We start from the raw sequence: 21,016 nt of genomic DNA, 5'->3' as shown, positions 1-21,016 counted from the left end.
ACCTCTATATGTCTATTATATTACGCACTGAAATATGATTAAAATACATAGTTGGAATATATAACATTCTGTTATGGAATACATATTTCATAAACTATAGTCGCTTTGTTAAGCATCATTATCTAGTATCTTTTAAAAATTTAATCCATTCATGAGTTACATAATTCATATAGCTATCTTTTTTCCAAATAACTCCCAAATTCCATGACACATCTGCACCTGAAATTTCTATACCCACAAGGTCTTCATTTAAAATATTTACGATACTTTCTGGTAATATACTCACACCGATGCCATCTCGGATCATATTTTCAATAAAAGTAATTTGAGACATTTTAGCAACCGTTTTTGGATGAAAACCAACTTTTCTACAACTTTCAATAATTTGATCTTTTAAATAGTAATCATCATGAAACATAATAAAACGTTCATTTTTCAAATCACCTAGATAGACTGGTCCTTGTTTCGCAAGCATCGCATCTTTGTTTACGACTAGCAATAACTTTTCATTATATAGTGGGATAGCATGGTAGATATCATTATCTACAGGTAACGTAGTAATGCCTACATCAATTTCATCATTATTTAAATAAGACTCTACAGCTTTGCCTCCACCTTCAATAACTTCGTATGTCACTTTTGGATATTTACTATGAAAATGATTTAAACTTTCTGTAAAAAGTCTCACGTTCATAATTGCTGATATACCAACTCTAATATGGCCTTTTTCTAAATTTGTTACATCTCCCATTTCTAATGATAAATCATCTAGCACCGCTAAAGCTTCCACGCATTTATCATAAAAAATCTGGCCGATATCCGTTAAAATAATATGCTTTTTTCTTCTATCAAATAAAGTGATATTAAATTCGTCTTCAATACTTTTAATGTTTTTACTTATTGTAGATTGCGCAATATATAAATGCTCGGATGCTTGTGTCATCCCCCCATTTTTCACAACTTCTACAAAATATTTCATTTGCTTTATTTCCATGTTTAACCCCTCTGCACCAATCTAAGTTTCGCTTACTTGAATTTATTTTAATGACTTAATAGCTGTTTCTGCCGCTGTTTGAATAACTTTATCATCAGGTTTCGCATCTTTATCTGATTTTTTCGTGTAAATAGCAAGAATAATTGGCTTATTTTGCTTTTTTGGATATATAAAAGCTAAATCGTTTCGGCTACCATAGGTTAAACCTTGACCACTTTTATCTCCTACAACATCATCCTTAGATACAGCTGCTTTTATTAACGTATCTCCAGTTTCATTATGAATCATTGTATGCTTTAGTAATTCAAGGTTGGCTTTGCTCATATTTTCACTCTGTAGAAGATGATTTAACGTTGTTGCAGCTCTTTTAGGTGTGGTTGTATCATCTGTACTTTGTGGATCATATAAATTTAAATCTGGTTCGAGTCTTTGTGGATTAGTTATATGGTCTCCACGATGTATGAGTGCTTGTTGAAATCCTTTAATTCCACCTATTTCTTCGATGACTTTATTATTAGCTGTATTATCACTCTGCAACATAGAAGCTTTTATTAATGCTTTTAACGTCATTTGCTTGCCGATATATTTTTCAGTGACGGGTGAATAAGCGACAATGTCATCTTTGGATATCACTATTTTTTTATTTAGTTCTGACGTTGGCGTGTTTTGTAATAATATACCACTTGAAATTGCTTTATATGTAGATGCAAATGCAAACCGTTCACCTGATCTGTGCTGTACCACTTTGCCATTAGCTGTATTGACACCATAAACCCCTACAATTGTATCATTATCTTGTTCTATTTGATCAAAACTTTTTGCATCAGCGACCTTTCCTGTCACTGTGAGTAAAAAAAGCCCAAACAAAACACTTAAATAGAATTTTTTCAAGTTTTCAATCCCCCTATTCACATTTGAAAGCAATACGCTATACTTACGTTTAACTATAATCATAAATATAACAAAACACAATTATCTTTATTACGCCTAACCATTAACGAGTAGAAATAATTGGGACTAAATATATACTTCAGTAACTTTAAAATTTAAAAATACTGCAATTAAACATTTCATCAACAAAATCTGCTACATTCACTCTTAATGAATACTTTATTTTATTGACTATACAACAGAATAGGCTGAGACATTTAATTTGCCCCAGCCAAAGCATACAATTTCAATTAAAGTAACTGTTGCTATAATCTCAAAAACGTGCGATTTCAAATCATCTCTGAGTTGAATCTTAACTTTTTTAATACTATTTAAACTACTGACCAATTGTTATTTCCACCAAATTATCATTTTGATCAAAGAAAGCAGTATAAAAGCCATTATTTGTTTCATATTTCACATAAGTGCCATCTTTATTGCCTAATTTACCTTCTCCTATGATTTCATTTGAAGTATGAGCCTTCTTAAATGTTGACTTAGATACTGAATCAGGTTTTGTGAAGAAAGTAAGTTGCACCACTTCATTGTCACTATTAAATTCTACGCTTGTATCATAAATTTTCTTAGAATGATCAAATTCTTTCTTGGCATTAGTGTCAACTTTATAACCATCAATCGTAACATTGTCATATTTTAAAGCACGTACGAAGTTATAATCTTGAGTAAAAGATGGATCATATGTTGTATAACCTTCGTAATTATACCAAGGTGTTGTTTGTGCTTGTGAACGAACACCATTTTCACTATTTGCACCGCTTGCGCCACCTTCACCGTGTCCCCACTTTTGGACTTGCTCTGCTGCTTGCGCTGTTGGACTACTCGTTGAGATATATGCTGCTGAAGAACCGACAACCAGTGTAGATACAACGACAGTTGCTGAAATTAACTTTCCAACTTTCCGCATAATAAATCACTCCTTATTTGTAGTCTTCCATATGCAAAGTGTAATTGTTTACTTTCATCATACACCTCTCCGTTTTATTTTCAAGTAATATTACACTTTTGTAAATATTAGTACAAATTATATATGAAAATACTTTATCGATATAGCTTTGATGTTATGTTAAACATTTTATTGTTCATATTAGAAAAGTGCTTGAGCTAAAACCATACTGCAATGTATTTTTAATTGGTATAGTAAACATAATAAATAATTTAAAAAGGATGGTTTATCATGATCTATATTTTACAAGTTGATTTTCCAATCGATGGTCCTTTTGGACAAGAGATGTCCAGACAATTCGCTGATTTAGCGAAATCTATAAATAGAGAACCAGGTTTTTTATGGAAAATTTGGACAGAAAATGCTGATGAAAAAGAAGCGGGTGGCATTTATGCATTTGATAGTTACAAAAATGCTAAAAATTATTTAAACATGCATAGTGAGCGCCTACAATCCATGGGTGTCCCAACTGTAAATGCTAAAATATTTGCTACAAATGACGCACTTACTAAAATCACACATGGACGATTAACATAACCATAATGGGATGATAAAATACAACAAGCCTTTCAAATGTACACACATCTCGTGTGTTTTGAAAGGCTTTTTAGACATAGATTGAACGAAAAAATAAATATTTTTAAAAATGATAATTTTCCAGATCATTATTTATTCATTTGTGACATTTCATTGATAAAATCTTGATACGTGATTTCATTTTTAGATAACCTAGCCACAAGCATATACATTTGTTCATTTTTAGTAAATTCAGTTTTATATAAATCTTGTTCTCTTTCGCTCTCATTATCTAAAGGATTGACGACGTCCTTTGATTTTGAAAATGCATCATAATACCTAATCCCAAACAAGCGTTGTGAGAATCCATCTATATGAATACCATCTGGATTTGCCGTTAAGCCTTCTGTTGTAACAAAGTAACAATCATGTTGTTTCTGCGCGACGTTCTTGATACTGTTATTAATTTCTTGATACTCTGTAGCACTAGCGCCAAACCCTTCTTTTCCTAAAAACGTTCCTAACAATCCAATGACAAAAGTAAGTTTAGGCAATTCAAGTGCTTCTCTAAAATAATCAATGAGGTGTGATAATTTTGTTTCATATGTTTGAAATTTATTATTTTGACTATCACTTTCACCTTGATGCCATAAAACACCAATCAATTCAGACGTTTCCATAGCAAATCTCGCTTCACTTACAGCATGCCGCGTCAGCATACTTTCATCTGACCATTCTTCAATAGAAGTACCTCCATCAGCACATGGAATGAACCCTATTGTTTCATTTGGATGATCATCGAGCCATTGCTTTGCAAACGATGCAGCTGGTCCAATACCAGCGACAGAACGATCGCTATGTATCGGTTCTTCCATCATTTGCCATCTACCATTTCTAAGCATAAAAATACGTTCATCAATGATGGGATTTACACTATCTAAAAATCCTCTTCCTGCCATATTTGATTGACCAATTAGTAAGATTGATTTCATAACGTTGTTCCTTTCAATTTTTTAGTTTTTTAATTAACTACTAGTAGCTATTTTTCAGTGACTATTTTAAATATATATAAGCATATCATTCTTTTCTTAAACTTACCCAAATTTCATATTAGAAAGTGCTACGCTTTATATATAATTATTATAAAAATAAATTCATATAAACTTTACTTTTAATACTAATTATCATATTATGGAATGGATTTTGAGAGGAGTTTTTATTTTGGAGAGGAAAATGGAACTCACCTATGCTAGAGCGATATTTTGTATCGCAATAGTCATCGTCCATTGTTTAACCGGTTTAGTAAACGATTATCACATTTCACAATTTGAAAAATCATTTTATAGTTTTTTACAAGTTATTTTATTATTTGCAACACCTTGCTTTATTATTTTGTCCGAAACATTATTAGGTATGCTATATTCAACTAAAATTCCGCAAAACTTTTTACTTAAGCGCATGAAATTTATTTTAATTCCTTATGCTATATTTGGTTTATTTATCACTTTTAGACTATTTCTTGGTGATAGTTCAGATAAATCATTTTGGGAAATCTTTTTAAATATCGTAGTAGAAGGTAAATTTTTCGGATGGTTTGTACTTGTTATTTTTCAGTTTTATGTATTACATCGCTTATTTTATAAATTATTGAGTAAAGCCAATCCTATTTTTGTACTTGTCGTTACCTTTATCATTAGTTTTGGACATTCTTATTTAATGTATTACAGTACTGCTTATCTTGAATTCTGGGATTTTTATCCTTTATTCAGTAGAACCATTATTTTATTTTGGCTATTTTACTTTGTTGTTGGTTTCTACTTCGGTAAATAATATGATACTGTTATTCATTTTTTAAAGCGTCATTTAGTTTGGCTTCTATTGATTTGGCTATTGGCTTTATCCTATATGGCATTTAATTTTTCTTATTTAGACGTACATCTAAATGAGTCTAATCGATTTGATTTAGTCTTATTTTCTGCAATCAGTTTTGTATTTATCGTCTATTTATCTAAATTTTTAACTCGGTTTAATTTAGTATTTGTGTTTTTAATAAGCGAAATATCATTTTTCATATACTTAGCACACCAAATCATTGTAGATTTTATTTCTAGATCGCTAGCATCATTTGTTACATTCCCACCACTATTTTTAATCTTAAGTTCTATTTTCACACTTGGATTTTGTATTGGATTAGCGATAATACTATCTTTTATTCCATATATAAGAATTGTTGTAGGAAGAAATACACTACAGCCTATGGTTATCAATAATTATAAACATCATAGTTAAAGTGTAAAAATTGCTATATAAACATGGCATTTCAAATAAACAAGCACAGTATAAATTGAAGGCTTTTAAATATAAAAAGGACGCATCCATTTCATATGGATGCGTCCTTTATTTTGGGCTTGAGCATTATTTCTCATCCCTCAGTTATATGATACTTTAGTCATCTAATAAATGATAAAATTGTTCAATCGCTTCTTTATTATATAATTCTGGATCAAATTTGGCATAAACAGGTGTTTCCTTATTAATAAACTGTTGTATGCTTGTTTGTAATGATTCAGCATCATTAAAACTCAGCATTCCATACTTGCCATAATCAAGTACATATTGATTGGCTGGTATATCTGATGCCAGAATATCTATACCAACAGTCAACGCCTCTAATAAGACCATTGATTGCCCTTCGTAATAAGACGGTAAAACAAATAGATCACAATCTCTCATAATATTAAATGGATTTCTTTTTTGTCCCATTAAAAATACATGATCTGATAAATCTAATGACGTAATTAGTTTATTTAGTTGATTTTTGAGTGGGCCATCACCTAAAATGTATAATTTCGCGTTAGGATTTGCTTCCACCACGCCGCTAAACGCTTGAATCAAATTATCAAATCCTTTTTCAGGAGATAATCTTCCCATTGTCATCACTTTATAATCGGATTTATGGAACGGTATGCTTGTAATTTGCTTATCCTGTTCTCTTACAATGACACGTTCCCCATTTTTCATAAAGATATCATTATCTTCATCCACCAAATTATAAATTCTATCTAAGTTAATGGTATTCATCGATGATTTAAATTTATCTTTTGTTTTTCTATTCGCTATTTTTTTAACATTTTCCTGCTTAGTCACTTCAGACACACTTACGAGCTTATCATAATAAGGATATAAGGACATCACACCTTTTAAATTAGCGTAATGCGGTCTCACACCGTTCACTTTACGCTCCATATCCATTTTCATATCACTGTGCAAGTAGATTAATTTTCTTTTAGCCTTGCTCGCTAACAAGATTTCAGACCAAAACATCGCATAGCCACTGAAATCCATAACGACATCAAACGCTGAGTTACCAAACACTTTTCTAAATTCGCGTTGATACAATGCATCCGGATAAATTTTTTCTTCAATTTTCGATTTGATGCCTCTATTGCGTACCAATAGGTTACGATAGTATTCTGAAGTGTTTGCCAACAATGGTCCTTTTCTTAAAATAACCCTCACATTGTCATTTAAGCTATATAGATTATCTATCACATCTTTATTTCTATTGAATCCAAGATAAACCGTAATATCATATCTATCATAATCAACATTTTCTAATAAATTCAGGATCGATGTTGTTATGCCATTAGGTTTCATACCACCTGGATATATTAAAATACGCTCTTTTCTGTTGTTTTGAACGCCATTTTTGGGTGCATCATGATGAAACACTTGATTGACAACTCTTTCCGTTACTTGTCCATCATCGTAATTCACAAATTTTTGTTTATATTTTTGATAGTTCCCCTTATATTGTGCTAGCATGCGCTGTGACTCTTGGACAGTAGCTACCAATGCTTCAATTGAGTGCACACTTGGACCTGGAAGACTATCCACAGGAAGGTAAAATCCTCTGTCTTCTTCATAGGCTTTATAATCAGGTGTATAAAAAATAATAGGTTTATCTGTAACTAAATAATCAAAAAAGATACTTGAGTAATCAGTTACAAGCAAATCAACAATACTGAGTAATTCATTCGTATCAAATGTATCTTCAACTAAGTATTTTTTTAATTTTTTATTACCTACTGCTTTTTTATAAATAAACGGATGCACTTTTAATAATACTTGATAATGTGTTTGTTTATTTAATGACTCAATCAGCGCTTCAATTTCTTCAATATTATCTTCTGGTGTACTGACCGTTTGGCCACGCCATGTCGGTGAAAAGAGTAAAATCGGCGCATCTGTTAATTTAATGCCTTGTTGCTTTAATTTCTGCGTAACTTCTTTTGACTGTGAATTTAGCGTTGCATCTATTCTAGGATAACCAATTTCTAAAATTGCTTCATCATTTAAACCGTCTAATTTAAATGCTTTTTTAAAAATATCTGTCGTATGTTGGTTAGGTGAAATAATATAGTCAGAACTTAAAAAGTTGCGAATTGTATTTTGTGATTCTAATAAATTATGTCTGATATCTAACCCCATTGCTTTTAAAGGTGTACCATGCCAAGTATTAACATATATTTGATTTGGCTTTTTCGTAAAATACGTTGGAAACGTCGCATTATTGATGAGATATTTACACTTTGTTAAATAACGTAAATAGTCTTCACTTTCTTTAACTATAAATTTTACATTTTTATATTTACTATATTTTTTAGAAAATGCTTTTTGCATTTTTTGAGATGCTACGACCCAAATATGTATATATTTTTGATAATCAGGATGGTTCATTAAATATTTATATATTGCATAAGGACTATCTGTCATACTTTGTCCATCTCTAACTTGATACAAAATATGCTTGTCATCTACTTCAATCGTTTTATATAGATTTGCATAATGCATAATATTTCTTGTGTATTTACTTCTAAGTTGTAATTTCAATGGTTCCGAAATGAATTTTAATTTTCTTTTTGTTTGATTTAATACAAACTTTTTCGTTTTACCAATCATTCTTCCACCTCTTAATTTATCTTATCTGTATTCGAGTAATTAATATATTCAGTTAAACCTGACATAATATCATATTGTGGATTAAATCCTAGCGCTTCCAAACCTTTGATATCAGCACAAGAATGTTTAATGTCCCCGCTTCTTGATTCAGCAAACTGATAATTTATAGTTTTATTATAAACCATTTTGAACTTATCGAAAATTTCTAATAATGATATTTGTTTACCAGTAGCTAAGTTGTAAATTTTGCCATTCGTTACTTCATTATCTAACACTATTGAAACTGCTCGCACCAAATCTTTTACGTATACAAAATCTCGTTTGCTCTCCATCCCCAAAAAATGTGAATGTTTCGTTATTTTTAAATTTATTATCTATAATAGATAATACACCAGAGTATGGTGAATGAGGATCTTGTCTCGGTCCATATATATTAAAGAATCTTAAAGCAGTTGTTGGCAGTTGATATAGTGTATTGTAAATTTTTGTATATTGTTCCCCAGCATATTTTTCCACAGCGTAAGGTGATTCAGGATCAATGAACGTTTCGACTTGTTTTGGCAATCCTTCGGTATTACCATAAACGGCCGCTGATGATGCAAAAATAAATTTCTTCAAATTATGATTATATTGACGATTGGCTTCTAAGAGATTTAATGTGCCATTTATATTGACAGACTGAGACTTTATAGGGTCATTTATTGTTTCTACAACACTAACTACGGCTGCTAAATGAATGACGATATCAAATTGTTCTTTCTCTACTAAGGATGTCACAAATGATGTATTAATTACATCATTTTCAATGAAATGCGCATCATCTATAAATTCGACATTCGAATGATGCCCTGTGCTTAAATTGTCTAATATAAACACCTCATTAGCTTTGTTAAAGTGTTCTGCTAAGTGCGAGCCAATAAATCCAGCACCGCCTGTAATTAGTAGTTTCATTTTTCATCCTCCTATATACTCAAGTCATAATATACTTATCGTCAATTTTATTAATATAATACGTTGAACACCTGATTTTTATTATAAAAATAAAATAGTATTACAAATAAAATTATAAATTTAGTTAATTTACGTCTTCTATATATTAGTATGAGTTTAACAATTTTGACGAACAAATCAAAAGAAATCGAGGTGAAATTGTAATAATAATTGAATAATGCTACCAAGAACTTTACAAAAAATCTTTTGATCCTTATTTAAATAAAGTTATTTATAATATATTTTATTTACAGTCTAAGTATAGTTTGAAAATTTCGATGTTAAAAAATCATTATAAAAAGCGTTTCGCCATAAGTATCCTTTAAAGTATAAAATAATACCTACATTATACTATAAAGCAATACAGCGAAACGCTTAATAATTTTACTATAGCCTATCAAAATTTTACTTTATCAACCTTATATATAAATTACTGCACGTCATTATTTTTCTGTGCTTTTTGATAAAAATAGTTAGCCACAATAATATCTACAATGGCTACACCTACAGATTTAAATACGGTAATTTCATCATCACTTTCGCGTCCAGCTAAAAGAGAACCGACAATTTCACCTAGTTCGCCATATAAATCTTTTTCTCCAAACAGACCTTCTTTTATTGGGGTAATTAAATCTCCTGTTTCTTCTAATGCCGCTTCCGATGCTTCTACAACTACTTTATCGGCATTGGCTATAGCGTGTGAAGGCAACTCTTGCATATCTGATTTAAAAGAACCTACAGCATTCACATGCACTCCAGCTTCTAATGATTTATTAAAAACAGGTTGCGTGGCGTTGGTTGCAGTGACAATAACATCAGCACTGGTCATAGCAGCTTCAACATCTTCCATCACTGTCACATCAACGGATTGATATTGCTGTTGAATCGTTTCTGCAAATGTCACTGCTTTACGGTGAGTTCTATTATACAGTTGAATATGTTTGATATCTCTAACAGCTAATACAGCTTCAATTAATCCTTGTGCTTGATCGCCTGTCCCTATGACACATAATGTTTCTGCATTTTCACGAGCAAGGTATTTTGTAGCTACGCCAGAAATTGCGCCTGTACGAATTTTAGTTAAGTAAGAACCTTCTAATACGGCTAATGTTTCACCAGTTTCATAATCTGATAATATCACAGAACCAACAATGGTATTTTTACCTATCTTTGTATTATTAGGGGCCATTGTTACTGTTTTAAGCCCCACAACTTTCAATTCATCAGATAAAGCCGGCATAACTAGATAACGATTGTCTTCATTAAAAGGAAGTACATAACGTAAAGGGGTATCCGTCTTCCCTTCAGAATAGGCCTGTAAAGATTCGGCTACCGCTTCAACGACTTCTTCCATGTTTAATAATTCAGCTTGTTCATGTTCATCAATAAATTTCATAAGTCACCTCTATTCTTTTACATTTTCTGACTCTAAAATGTTACTCTTCTTTTCAAATTTATTTTCAAATAAGATTATTCCTATAAATCCAACGACAAGTAAAGGGATGATAATCCAAGCCATATGATTATCGACATACACAGACACACAATATATCGCTAATAATAGTGTTATGGCCAACATATTTTTAATAAACAGCAACCAATAATCCGTTTTCACACTAAACCATGTTTGTTGCTGATTATCTTCTATTTTAATATGATATAACGTAAACTTTAAATGTGTAATCAACATATAAATAAATGCTAAAATACCGATTACCAACAAGATTTTATGAAATATGCCGTTAGGAACCACATCTGCAGCCGCTGCAAATATAATAGCGATAACAATACTTTTCAGTTCTGCATTTTTCTTCATATCAATCTCCGAACCTTTGTCATTAATTCAACCTCTATTGTTACAATAACATACTTACTCGGAATTTTAAGTTTGACTAAGAGCTAATCTTTTAAAAATAGATAATGATCTACCTATGAATACATCGTACAATATGTGGAAAAACAGCTAATGATTCAAGCAATTTATAAAATAAGCATCTGTATAGGTTTGTATCTGTTCAAGTGTGGCACCTTCTTGAAGTTCAACCAATTTCATAACTTTATCTTCAAATTTAAAAACAGCTAAATCTGTGATTAACGTATTAACAACACCTGCGCCTGTTAAAGGCAACTCACATTTTGATTTTATCTTAGATTCACCGTGTTTATTCATATGGTCCATGATAACGACCACTTTTTGAGCTCCAACCACCAAATCCATCGCACCGCCCATACCTTTTACGAGCTTGCCAGGAATCATGTAGTTTGCTAAATCACCTGTTTCCGAAACTTCCATACCACCAAGAATTGCTAAATCAATATGCCCCCCGCGTATCATCGCAAATGATTCTGCATTGTCAAAATATGATGCGCCTTTAGCAGCAGTAACCGTTTCTTTACCTGCATTAATCAAATCTGAATCCACTTCATCTTCAGTAGGATATGGGCCAATACCAAGCAAACCATTTTCAGATTGGAAAAAGACATTTTCTACATGGTCATTCATCTCATTTGCTACAAGTGTTGGCATACCAATACCTAAATTTATTACCATATCACTATGAATTTCTTGTGCTGCACGCTGAATAATCTTCTTACGTTGTGTTTGTTTATCCATGTTGTACCTCCTTCACTGTACGTTTTTCTATGCGTTTTTCAAAATGTTTGCCTAGATAGATATAATCCACATATACACCTGACAGATGTACATCATCTGGGTCAATTTCACCTAATTCAACAATTTCTTCTACTTCAACGACAGTAGTCTTGGCGGCCATAGCACATAAAGGATTAAAATTACGCGCTGTTTTTTCAAATACTAAATTACCAAATGTATCCGCCTTTTGAGCCTTCACAATACCAAAATCGCCTGTAATGGCACGTTCCATAATGTACGTTTCACCGTCAAATTCTCGTGATTCTTTACCTTCAGCGATCAAAGTACCCACACCTGTTTTTGTGTAAAATGCTGGAATACCTGCACCGCCTGCACGTAATTTTTCAGCCAACGTACCTTGAGGTGTTAGTGTTACATCTAACTCACCATTGATCAGCTGTTGCTCAAATATTTTATTTTCACCCACATACGAGCTAACCATTTTATCTATTTGTTTTTTCTCAAGTAAACGGCCCAATCCAAAATCATCTACACCACAGTTATTACTTACTACGGTCAATCCTTTTGTACCTTTTGTACGAATCGCTTCAATGGCATGCTCTGGTATCCCGCATAGCCCAAAACCACCGGCAAGTACTGTCATGCCATCTTCTAAATGCTCAAATGCTGTATGTATGTCTTGAATGACTTTAGACATGTTATAACCTCACTTCTTTTTTAAAATTAATACCTAGTGTTAAAAACAATTATACTTGAAATTTTTTGCGAAGTCTTTTATTTCATGTTGCCGTTTTCATAAATAAATATAAAAAAAGTTGCCATTTTCTTACATGGCAACTTTTAATTATTATGTTTTTTATGCGATTTCTATCTGGAAGCGACGAACGACTGTGCCATCATCTAATGTTGAAGATTCTATTTCTTCCCCACCATTGTGTAAGATGACAGCTGCAGAGGCTTCATTATTTTTTTCACAAGTAATCAGCGCTTCTTGTACGCCAATACGTGATAAGTAGTCTAATGACTTTTTCAAAATTTTATTACCAAAGCCCTTGCCTCGGTAGCTCTTACGAACACCGTAGCCAACATGGCCGCCAATGATTTTTAATTTTTCATTCAAATGATGGCGAATATTGGCAGCGCCAATAATCTTATCATCATCAATTAAAAACAATGTCGTATTATCTACTGTCTCATCATTAGATTTGTTATCTGCTAATTCATGTACAATTTCTTCAAAATTATTGTATTTGGTAATATTCGTAATCTCAGGCACTACCTTTTCATCGTGATCTATCCATTCTTTCATATAATCACAATATAATGTTTCGTCAGCCATTGTTAACTCTCTAAATTCAACCATGTTGACACTCCTTCCTTTTAGTTGCTATCCCATTGGTTCGTCATGTGTATTGAGATAATACACGTAGTTGTCAGTCCATTGTCCATGTTCGAAAATAAATCCTTTTCGAATACATTCAAATGCAAAGCCTAATTTTTCAATTAACTGAATAGAAGGTTGATTATCCAAATTGATGTGTGCTTCTATTCTATGAAACTTTAAAGTCTCTTTCGTTTGTTTCACAAGTTCTGATAAAGCTTCATAAGCATACCCTTGATGCCAGTATTGATTATGGATAAAATAACCGATTTCTGCCCATTGAAATTGATCGCGGCTTAAATTTTTAATGTTAAGCATACCAAGATGACGTCCCGTTTTATCAAAGATGCCAAATATATACAAATCATCATCTTTAATGGCTTGTTGATGCTTTAAAACCATTGCCGCAAACCATGGTTCCGTAGCATCTGACATGTCGACTTGGCCTTTATCATGCTTGTATTGCGCAGGATAACGATTAACAAATCCTGACAACCATGACTCATAATCATTTTCTTCTAACGGTCTAATGATAAGCCGTTGTGTAGTGAAATGCAACCCTAAATTATTTTTCATTGAAAAACCCCTTAACGTAAGGCGTCAGCAACCAAAACTATAACATCATTTGGCATAAAATCAACCTTTTAATTTATTAAAAATATGAACTACTTCTAAGGACAATTTTCACTCGTCATGAAGATCATTCATGATCATCGTGAGTATATCATTTTGTGTCATCATTTCAGGAATCAATTTCTCATTTTTTACATTTAGTGTATCTTTTTCAACAAACCAGCTTGCAAGTTTTTGTGCACTGAAATCCGTATATGTTTTTGAGTGATGTCTTCTCACGGTTTCTGCATAAGGTAAGTCGAAATAATAAATATAGCTTTTAATATGCGCACTTGAAATAATGCTCTGTAACATATTACCATATTTTTCTTTATTGAAAATACCCTCTACAATAACATATTTACAATGTGCTATGCCAAATAGTGTAATGTATTTTATTAACTCAATTGATAAATTGCCTGGTCTATCTGAGACGTTTAACATATGGCGTCTTATTTCATCTTGACCCACGCGCATGACACCATTCCCCAACATGCTTTGTAAGTTACGGGCAATAGTCGTTTTGCCGCTACCAGAGTTACCTCTTAATAATATTAGTTTTGTCATTGTATCACCCTATCTTCTAGATAAATTGTGATTTATGTATATACTTTCATAAGTGTTAAACTTATACCCTATCAAAGTGATTAAAATCAAAAAAGCTAGACCCTTTATATCCATACAAATAGGACATAAGCAGTCTAGCATTTTGTTGCTTCATTTATTTTTTTATTCATTCGTTTTATAAATTAGAGTTAGCGTTAAATTGTGCCTAGTTCTTTACCTACTTTTTCATATGCCGCTAATGCTTGATCAAGCATTTCTTTTGTATGTGCAGCTGTAGGCATATTACGAACACGGCCCGTACCTTTAGGCACTGTTGGAAAGACGATGGATTTCACATAGATACCTTCATCTTTTAAGCGGCTACTAAATGCTTGTGTTTCTTTTTCGTCACCTATGATTACTGGTGTAATTGGTGATTCAGAATTACCAATGTCAAAACCTAATTTTTTCAATCCGTCTTTTAAGTAATTACCATTTTCCCAAAGTTTGTCGTGTAATTCTGTTGATGCCATTAATTTCTTAACAGCTTCAGTGATGGCTTTTGTATCACCAGGCGCTAATGATGTTGAGAATAAGAATGGTCTTGATTGTGCTTTCAACCAATCGATCAATGATTGTGTACCAGCTACATAACCACCGACAACACCAATCGCTTTAGATAATGTACCAATTTGGAAGTCAATTTTATCTTGAAGGCCAAAATGTTTCACTGTACCTGCACCATTGCCCATGACACCAGAGCCATGTGCGTCATCAACATATGTGATTAAACCGAATTCTTCTGCAATTTCTACGATTTCTGGTAATTTAGCAACATCGCCATCCATACTAAATACACCGTCAGTAATATACATTACTTTATTGTATTGTCCAGATTCAACAGCTTCTTTCGCTTTAGCGCGTAAATCGTCCATATCTGAATGGTTGACGCGTATAATTTTCGCTTTAGATAAACGACATCCATCAATAATTGATGCGTGGTTTAATTCATCTGATAGGATAGCATCATTTTTATTCATCACAGCTGAAATGGCTGCCATATTACAATTAAAACCTGATTGGTATGCAATCGCTGCCTCTGTACCTTTAAATTTCGCAAGTGTTTCTTCCAATTCGTCATGAAGGTCTAATGTACCGTTAATAGATCTTACTGCACCTGCACCTACGCCATGAGTGTCTATGGCATCTTTGGCAGCTTGTTTTAAATCTTCATCTGTTGCAAGTCCTAAATAGTTATTTGAAGACAAATTAACATAGTTTTTCCCGTTTATTTTAATCTCTGGTCCATTTGCACCTTCAATTGTATCAATTTCATTATAAAGTCCATTACCTTTTAAATATTGAATATTTTCATCTAAAAAGCCATGTAGTGACTGTACCACTGGAAATCCCCCTTTGAGTTATCTACTATTTAATCCTATCATAACCCATTTTCTTGTATCAGGAAAGTAGAATCACACGATTTATTAAAGCGTTTTCTACAATCTAATCAAAGTCACAATAATTGTCTCTACAGTAAAATCATTTAAAATGATATAATAGAATAATCATTTTAAGGAAGAAGGGTTGAAGTTGTTTGATTGGTTTCAACTAGCAAGAGAAAAGGAAAACAGAATGATACAAATACGTCGCTATTTGCATCAATATCCTGAATTATCATTTGAGGAGTATCATACACGTGACTACATCCTAAATCAACTCAGCCAACTATCATGCGAGGTACGGTCGCTCGTTGGAAGAAATGGTATTGTCGCAACATTTAGTGCACAAGGAGACGGTCCAACGATTGCATTACGTGCTGATTTTGATGCTTTACCTATCGATGAACTCACTGAAGTAGATTACAAGTCTAAAAATCCTGGTGCAATGCATGCATGTGGGCACGATGGTCATACTGCAATACTACTAGCCGTTGCTGAAATCATCGACGCACATAAAAGCAAATTAAATGGTGATGTCGTGCTAATTTTCCAATATGGCGAAGAAATTATGCCAGGTGGCTCACAAGAAATGATTGATGACGGCTGCTTACAAAACGTAGATAGAATATATGGAAACCATTTGTGGAGTGGTTACCCTACCGGCACAATTTATTCTCGTCCTGGCGCGATGATGGCCTCTCCAGATGAATTCAACGTAACGATTCATGGTCAAGGGGGACACGGTGCGAAGCCACACGAAACCATCGATCCTGTTGTCATTATGGCTGAATTTATCATTAGTGCGCAAAAAATTGTTTCTAGAACGATTGATCCGGTAAAACAAGCTGTTATTAGCTTCGGCATGGTACAATCTGGTTCGGCAGATAATGTCATTCCAGATACTGCATTTTGTAAAGGAACTGTGCGTACTTTTGATACAGAAGTACAAGCACATGTGATGCACAAGATGGATAAGCTATTGCAAGGGTTGGCTGTTGCGAATGACATTAGTTATGATTTTGATTATATTAAAGGTTATTTGCCTGTCCACAATAATCCTAAATGCTTTGACATCGTTAAACAAGCTTCAAATGAGATGAATTTAAGATTTAACGAATCTGAATTAATGATGATTGGCGAGGACTTTTCACATTATCAAAAAGTACGTCCAGGTGCATTCTTTTTAACAGGTTGTGGTAACCCTGAAAAAGATACCACACATCCACACCATAGCCCATATTTCAATCTAGATGAAAAAGCATTAAAATATAGTGCCAGCCAGTTTTTAAAAATATTAGAGTTGGAAAATGTAATTAAGCCCTAGGCCTGAATAGCCTAGGGTCTTTTTATTTCCAAATATCTCACACTTTAAATTTCAACCTTGGTCATAATATTATTCAGTTGAAAAAAATATTACATCAAAAATAAAAAAAGAGCCTCCAACATGGAGACTCTTCAAATCTATATTAAAGATAAGATATCTTATTTGTAGATTTCAGTTACAACGCCTGATCCAACAGTACGTCCACCTTCACGGATAGAGAAACGTGTACCGTCTTCGATAGCGATTGGAGAAATTAGTTCAACTTCCATTTCAACATTGTCGCCAGGCATAACCATTTCAGTACCTTCTGGTAAAGTAACAACGCCTGTTACGTCAGTAGTACGGAAATAGAATTGTGGGCGGTAGTTACTGAAGAATGGAGTATGACGTCCACCTTCATCTTTAGATAAAACGTAAACTTCCGCTTTAAACTTTGTATGTGGTGTAATTGAACCAGGAGCAGCTAAAACTTGACCACGTTGGATGTCTTCACGTGCAACACCACGTAATAACGCACCAATGTTGTCACCAGCTTCAGCATAGTCTAATAATTTACGGAACATTTCTACACCAGTAACAGTTGTTTTGCTTGATTCTTCTTGCATACCGATGATTTCAACTTCTTCACCGACTTTGATTTGACCACGTTCAACACGGCCTGTAGCAACAGTACCACGACCAGTGATTGAGAATACGTCCTCAACTGGCATCATGAATGGTTTGTCAGAATCACGTTCTGGTGTTGGAATGAATTCGTCAACAGCTTGCATTAAGTCTAAGATTTTTTGCTCATAGTCAGCGTCGCCTTCAAGTGCTTTTAATGCTGAACCAGAGATTACAGGTACATCGTCACCTGGGAAGTCATATTCGCTTAATAAGTCACGAACTTCCATTTCTACTAATTCTAATAATTCTTCATCGTCAACCATGTCAACTTTGTTTAAGAATACAACTAATGCTGGAACACCAACGTTACGTGATAAAAGGATGTGTTCACGAGTTTGTGGCATTGGACCATCTGCAGCAGATACTACTAAGATAGCTCCGTCCATTTGTGCAGCACCAGTGATCATGTTTTTAACATAGTCAGCGTGTCCTGGGCAGTCAACGTGAGCATAGTGACGTTTGTCAGTAGTATACTCGATGTGTGCAGTATTAATTGTAATACCACGTTCTTTTTCTTCTGGAGCGTTGTCAATCATGTCGTATGATTGTGCAACAGTGTCACCATTTTTTGCTAAAACAGTTGCGATAGCAGCTGTTAAAGTAGTTTTACCATGGTCAACGTGTCCGATTGTACCAATATTGGCATGTTCTTTTGAGCGATCGAATTTTTCTTTAGCCATTATAAAATCTCTCCTATTCGTTAGAAAAATAATTGTTAAATTTATCTCTCATGACAGTTTCTCACCATCATGAGAAGATGATTAATTTAGTTTAAAAGGACCATACAGTACCTTTATAATGCATTTTCCCTAAAAAATCAATTAATAAAACTGTAAGCCATATAATTATGCTTTACATGTATTGTACAGACTGTCACTGCACAATACAAGTGTAATTATTCAGCTGTTTTATTACCACTGTTTTTCTTAATTATATCTTCAGAAATTGATTTTGGAACTTCTGCATAGTGATCGAAGTACATTGTGTATGTTCCACGACCTTGTGTATTAGAACGTAATGAAGTTGCATAACCGAACATTTCTGAAAGTGGTACAAAGGCATTTACAACTTGTGCATTACCACGAGGTTCCATACCATCAACACGTCCACGACGAGATGTCACATCACCCATGATGTCACCCATGTATTCTTCAGGCATTTCAATTGTAACTTTCATCATTGGTTCTAAGATAACTGGTTCACATTTTTTAGCTGCTTCTTTAAGCGCTAATGATGCAGCGATTTTGAAGGCCATTTCTGATGAATCGACATCATGGTATGAACCATCAAATAATTTTGCTTTAACATCAATTAATGGATAACCAGCTAATACACCGTTTTCCATAGCATCTTTAAGTCCTGCTTCAACTGATGGAATGTATTCACGAGGAACTACACCACCAACGATAGCGTTTTCGAATTCGAAACCGCCGCCTGTTTCATTCGGTTCAAATTCAATTTTAACGTCACCATATTGTCCACGACCACCAGATTGACGCGCGAATTTACCTTGAACTTGTGCTGATTGCTTAAATGTTTCACGGTATGAAACCATTGGCGCACCAACATTACATTCAACGTTAAATTCTTTTTTCATACGGTCAACTAAGATGTCTAAGTGAAGCTCACCCATACCACCGATGATAACTTGTCCAGTTTCTTCGTCAGTGTGTGCATGGAATGTTGGGTCTTCTTCTTGTAATTTAACTAAAGCTGTAGTCATTTTGTCTTGGTCAGCTTTAGATTTTGGTTCAACTGATAAGTGAATAACAGGTTCTGGGAAGTCCATTGATTCCAAGATAATGTCATTTTTCTCACCACATAAAGTATCACCAGTACCAGTTTCTTTTAGACCTACCGCAGCAGCGATATCTCCTGAGTAAACTGTGTTAAGCTCTTGACGAGAGTTAGCGTGCATTTGTAGTAAACGACCTACACGTTCACGTTTATTCTTCGTAGAGTTTTTAACATAAGAACCAGAAGTTAATGTACCTGAGTACACACGGAAGAATGTTAACTTACCAACATAAGGGTCAGTCATTACTTTGAACGCTAATGCAGCGAACTCAGCATTGTCATCCGCTTTTGCGATAACTTCTTCTTCTGGATCATCAGCACGGTGACCGATAATTGGTTTAACATCTAATGGTGAAGGTAAATAATCAATTACTGCGTTAAGCATTAATTGAACACCTTTGTTTTTGAAGGCAGTACCAACAAGAACTGGGTAGAATTCAATATTATTAGTTGCTTGACGAATAGCGTCTTTTAATTCAGCTACAGTAATTTCTTCGTCACCAAGATATTTTTCCATTAATTCATCACTTGTTTCAGCTACTGCTTCAATAAGTGTTGCACGAGCTTCTTCAGCTCTTTCTTTTTGATCTTCAGGAATTTCAATTTCTTCAATTTCAGTTCCTAAGTCATTGTTGTATTTGAAACATTTCATTTCAACTAAGTCGATGATTGCTTCAAATTCATCTTCCGCACCAATTGGTAATTGGATTGGTTGTGCATTCGCTTGTAGGCGATCATGAATTGTGCTTACAGCATATTCAAAGTTCGCACCTAGTTTATCCATTTTGTTTACGAATACAATACGAGGAACGCCGTAAGTTGTTGCTTGACGCCAAACTGTTTCAGTTTGAGGTTCAACACCTGATTGCGCATCAAGTACTGTAACCGCACCATCAAGTACACGTAATGAACGTTCAACTTCAACAGTGAAGTCTACGTGTCCAGGTGTATCGATGATGTTTACACGGTGATCATCCCATGAAGCTGTTGTTGCAGCTGATGTGATTGTAATACCGCGGTCTTGCTCCTGTTCCATCCAGTCCATTTGTGAAGCTCCTTCATGAGTTTCACCAATTTTATGGATACGTCCAGTATAGTAAAGAATACGTTCAGTCGTAGTTGTTTTACCAGCATCGATGTGAGCCATGATACCGATATTACGAGTTCTTTCTAAACTAAAATCTCTAGCCATGTATTTTTCTCCTTCCAGTATAACTGCGAATAAATACTATAAATATGGCGATGCCCTAAGCATGCACCTAGATAGTAAACTATCAA

The 21,016-nt window shown here is 33.7% G+C and carries 19 protein-coding genes and 1 pseudogene; 4 read left to right on the top strand and 16 right to left on the bottom strand.

The window, feature by feature from the left end; all coding sequences use genetic code 11:
- Positions 1–118: 118 nt before the first annotated feature.
- The 3 genes from cidR to isaB form a co-directional block, all read right to left on the bottom strand.
- The gene (cidR, locus tag MUA21_RS01325; RefSeq protein WP_040029908.1) at positions 119–994 is read right to left on the bottom strand and encodes a cidABC operon transcriptional activator CidR; all 876 of its coding nucleotides are present in this window, start codon (positions 992–994) and stop codon (positions 119–121) included.
- Between the two features lie 42 nt (positions 995–1,036).
- A complete protein-coding gene (gene bla / locus MUA21_RS01320; RefSeq protein WP_225792144.1) occupies positions 1,037–1,885 on the bottom strand; it encodes a class A beta-lactamase in 849 nt (282 codons plus the stop codon).
- 376 nt (positions 1,886–2,261) lie between these two features.
- Positions 2,262–2,849, bottom strand: a complete 588-nt coding sequence (gene isaB / locus MUA21_RS01315) for an immunodominant staphylococcal antigen IsaB family protein (protein ID WP_107360022.1) — start codon at positions 2,847–2,849, stop codon at positions 2,262–2,264.
- A 270-nt stretch (positions 2,850–3,119) separates the two neighbouring features.
- Between isaB and MUA21_RS01310 the strand changes: the two genes are divergently transcribed.
- Complete coding sequence (locus MUA21_RS01310) at positions 3,120–3,425, top strand: monooxygenase (protein ID WP_192958735.1); 306 nt, start codon at positions 3,120–3,122, stop codon at positions 3,423–3,425.
- Between the two features lie 128 nt (positions 3,426–3,553).
- Here the strand turns inward: MUA21_RS01310 and MUA21_RS01305 are convergent, their stop codons facing one another.
- Positions 3,554–4,396, bottom strand: coding sequence for a sialate O-acetylesterase (locus tag MUA21_RS01305; RefSeq protein ID WP_192958736.1), 843 nt, complete (start codon positions 4,394–4,396; stop codon positions 3,554–3,556).
- A gap of 229 nt (positions 4,397–4,625) precedes the next feature.
- On the opposite strand from MUA21_RS01305, the gene MUA21_RS01300 reads away from it, so the two are divergent.
- Together MUA21_RS01300 and MUA21_RS01295 are read left to right on the top strand one after the other, a co-directional pair.
- Positions 4,626–5,234 carry an acyltransferase family protein gene (locus MUA21_RS01300; protein ID WP_262561648.1) on the top strand — a complete coding sequence of 203 codons (609 nt, stop codon included), beginning with the start codon at positions 4,626–4,628 and terminating at the stop codon, positions 5,232–5,234.
- Between the two features lie 75 nt (positions 5,235–5,309).
- Positions 5,310–5,693 carry a hypothetical protein gene (locus tag MUA21_RS01295; RefSeq protein ID WP_262561646.1) on the top strand — a complete coding sequence of 128 codons (384 nt, stop codon included), beginning with the start codon at positions 5,310–5,312 and terminating at the stop codon, positions 5,691–5,693.
- Between the two features lie 156 nt (positions 5,694–5,849).
- On the opposite strand, the gene MUA21_RS01290 is transcribed toward MUA21_RS01295, so the two are convergent.
- The 10 genes and pseudogenes from MUA21_RS01290 to MUA21_RS01245 form a co-directional block, all read right to left on the bottom strand.
- Positions 5,850–8,366 carry a glycosyltransferase gene (locus MUA21_RS01290; protein ID WP_262561644.1) on the bottom strand — a complete coding sequence of 839 codons (2,517 nt, stop codon included), beginning with the start codon at positions 8,364–8,366 and terminating at the stop codon, positions 5,850–5,852.
- Positions 8,367–8,377: 11 nt separating this feature from the next.
- A pseudogene (locus tag MUA21_RS01285) lies at positions 8,378–9,317 on the bottom strand (NAD-dependent epimerase/dehydratase family protein).
- A 469-nt stretch (positions 9,318–9,786) separates the two neighbouring features.
- Positions 9,787–10,752, bottom strand: a complete 966-nt coding sequence (locus MUA21_RS01280; protein ID WP_262561642.1) for an ornithine cyclodeaminase family protein — start codon at positions 10,750–10,752, stop codon at positions 9,787–9,789.
- Between the two features lie 9 nt (positions 10,753–10,761).
- On the bottom strand, positions 10,762–11,172 hold the full coding sequence (locus tag MUA21_RS01275) for a hypothetical protein (protein WP_070657494.1): 411 nt from the start codon (positions 11,170–11,172) through the stop codon (positions 10,762–10,764).
- A 147-nt stretch (positions 11,173–11,319) separates the two neighbouring features.
- Positions 11,320–11,970, bottom strand: coding sequence for a 3-oxoacid CoA-transferase subunit B (locus MUA21_RS01270; protein WP_262561640.1), 651 nt, complete (start codon positions 11,968–11,970; stop codon positions 11,320–11,322).
- Positions 11,963–12,667: a CoA transferase subunit A gene (locus tag MUA21_RS01265; RefSeq protein WP_262561638.1), complete on the bottom strand. Its 705-nt coding sequence runs from the start codon at positions 12,665–12,667 to the stop codon at positions 11,963–11,965. Before MUA21_RS01265 ends, MUA21_RS01270 begins: the two co-directional genes overlap by 8 nt.
- 159 nt (positions 12,668–12,826) lie before the next feature.
- Positions 12,827–13,333 (bottom strand): GNAT family N-acetyltransferase, encoded by a 507-nt coding sequence (locus MUA21_RS01260; protein ID WP_064209885.1) that lies wholly within the window; start codon positions 13,331–13,333, stop codon positions 12,827–12,829.
- Positions 13,334–13,357: 24 nt separating this feature from the next.
- Entirely contained in the window at positions 13,358–13,927 is a 570-nt protein-coding gene (locus tag MUA21_RS01255) for a GNAT family N-acetyltransferase (RefSeq protein ID WP_070039463.1), read from the bottom strand.
- Between the two features lie 108 nt (positions 13,928–14,035).
- Positions 14,036–14,530 (bottom strand): AAA family ATPase, encoded by a 495-nt coding sequence (locus MUA21_RS01250; protein WP_262561635.1) that lies wholly within the window; start codon positions 14,528–14,530, stop codon positions 14,036–14,038.
- 194 nt (positions 14,531–14,724) lie between these two features.
- Positions 14,725–15,912 (bottom strand): glycine C-acetyltransferase, encoded by a 1,188-nt coding sequence (locus tag MUA21_RS01245; RefSeq protein ID WP_262561633.1) that lies wholly within the window; start codon positions 15,910–15,912, stop codon positions 14,725–14,727.
- A gap of 190 nt (positions 15,913–16,102) precedes the next feature.
- On the opposite strand from MUA21_RS01245, the gene MUA21_RS01240 reads away from it, so the two are divergent.
- Positions 16,103–17,275, top strand: a complete 1,173-nt coding sequence (locus MUA21_RS01240) for a M20 family metallopeptidase (protein ID WP_262561631.1) — start codon at positions 16,103–16,105, stop codon at positions 17,273–17,275.
- 158 nt (positions 17,276–17,433) lie between these two features.
- Here the strand turns inward: MUA21_RS01240 and tuf are convergent, their stop codons facing one another.
- Both tuf and fusA read right to left on the bottom strand, forming a co-directional pair.
- A complete protein-coding gene (gene tuf, locus MUA21_RS01235; protein ID WP_046207677.1) occupies positions 17,434–18,621 on the bottom strand; it encodes an elongation factor Tu in 1,188 nt (395 codons plus the stop codon).
- Positions 18,622–18,836: 215 nt separating this feature from the next.
- Complete coding sequence (gene fusA / locus MUA21_RS01230; protein WP_046207678.1) at positions 18,837–20,930, bottom strand: elongation factor G; 2,094 nt, start codon at positions 20,928–20,930, stop codon at positions 18,837–18,839.
- Positions 20,931–21,016 lie beyond the last annotated feature (86 nt).

This window comes from Staphylococcus ureilyticus (assembly GCF_025558845.1).
Lineage (GTDB): Bacteria > Bacillota > Bacilli > Staphylococcales > Staphylococcaceae > Staphylococcus > Staphylococcus ureilyticus.
The sequence above is the reverse complement of the archived record's forward strand: the minus strand, read 5'-3'. Positions and strand labels throughout refer to the sequence as shown.